The following is a 1,518-nucleotide window of genomic DNA, read 5'->3' as shown; positions in this document are numbered from 1 at the left end:
CGTTCTATTTTTAAGGGATTTTCCTGATATCCCCTCATCCGCAAATATCCCAGCAAATTCGTATCGAGGATCTTTGAGGATTAAATACGTATAGTAAGCTACCTGTGTTTTATAACTGGTTAGCTGCTCTTCACGATCCGTAGATACCCTACAATAGGCAGCAGTTCTAAGTGGTTTTGTAACCGGCTGGTTTGTTGTTGAGGAGGGATGGTCACGCAAGTTCTTTTCTATCGTCTTTAACATGCTTTGCCCTTTTTTCGGTTCAATTTTGATGACTTCTCTTTCCATAAGTGCTTGCATGCTTTCCTCACTCCTTTCTTTCAAATGTCCTTCTGCATCAATGATCTGATACAGTGGTTCATGCTCTTGTTGTTTTTGAAACTTCTTGTTTGGTTGTCTTTCAAGAATCTCTTCTTTCTGTAGATTATCAGGCATCTTTCCTACTATGGTTTCTGTCCCATCGACCCACTCAATGCGATAATCATCGGGAGAATAAATGACCGCTCCCATCAACCAAGCCCTAAGATGTTCAATCGTAATGGTTTCTAGAAACTCCTTTACATTTTGAACCGTCTCAAGCCAACTCAATGTTTGGTTCCGGAAAATTCGATCGTCTTCAATCCTGGCGATGTGTTGCTCAAACTCTTTATAGGCTTGTTCTACTTTGGCCAGCTCACCCTTCCCTTCTTTTGCTAACTCCAGTTCAGTCATCCACCTTAACCGATGAAACTCGAAATGGTCCTTCTGATTTATCTCTTGGAGCACCTTCCTAGCCACATCAAGAACGGAAGGGTTCGTCATATCAAATTTCTGTTTGAATCCCTCCAGCAAAATCTTCCTCAAACGATCTTCTCTAATCGATGTAAAATCACAGGCACCGATATCACTCGCTTGGCACTTCCAATAGTTCACCCTTCTTGTTGGATAGTTGTTCAACCGATAGCCACAGCGGTGACAGTTCATTCTCCCTGAAAGACAATGTTTATTCCCTTTTGGCCCTGTGGACTTCCTCTTAGGCTTAATTTCTTCTAAGCGTTTCTGTGTCTGTTCAAATACTTCCATACTAATGATAGGAGGGTGGCAATTTTCAATCGCAATTTCATCTCTCATATGTTTGGTGGTTTTATTGGTAAAAAGATCTTTGGTTCTTACTCTCGTTAATTTGTTCCCGGTATAGGTGACGTTCGTTAATATATGTTTTACGGTCGAGCCTCTCCACAGGTCTTTCCCAACCGATGTTTTTATCCCTTGATGCATTAATTCGCGTGCAATTTCAGCCATGGTCATTCCTTGCAAAAACAAGTCAAAAATAAGGCGAACAATCGCTGCTCCTTCTTCATTAACTTGAAGGGTATTTCGTCCGTCTTTTTCTACCAAATCATAACCAAGCATTTTATTGTATCGAGGGAGGCCTTTCTTGAAGTTCTTTTCAAACCCCCACCTGGTTGATGTTGAAATGGTCTCGATTTCTTCTTGGGCAAGGGCTGCATACGTACTTAGAAGAAATTTATTATATTC

At 41.0% G+C, this 1,518-nt stretch carries 1 protein-coding gene; it reads right to left on the bottom strand.

The window, feature by feature from the left end; genetic code table 11:
- Positions 1 to 1,392, bottom strand: a 1,392-nt coding sequence (locus tag D3H55_RS25550; RefSeq protein WP_205685524.1) for a recombinase family protein, incomplete at its 3' end; no start/stop codon positions are given.
- Positions 1,393 to 1,518 lie beyond the last annotated feature (126 nt).

The sequence above is a fragment of the Bacillus salacetis genome (genome assembly GCF_003581585.1).
Taxonomy (GTDB): Bacteria; Bacillota; Bacilli; order Bacillales; family Bacillaceae_B; genus Rossellomorea; species Rossellomorea salacetis.
The sequence above is the reverse complement of the archived record's forward strand: the minus strand, read 5'-3'. Positions and strand labels throughout refer to the sequence as shown.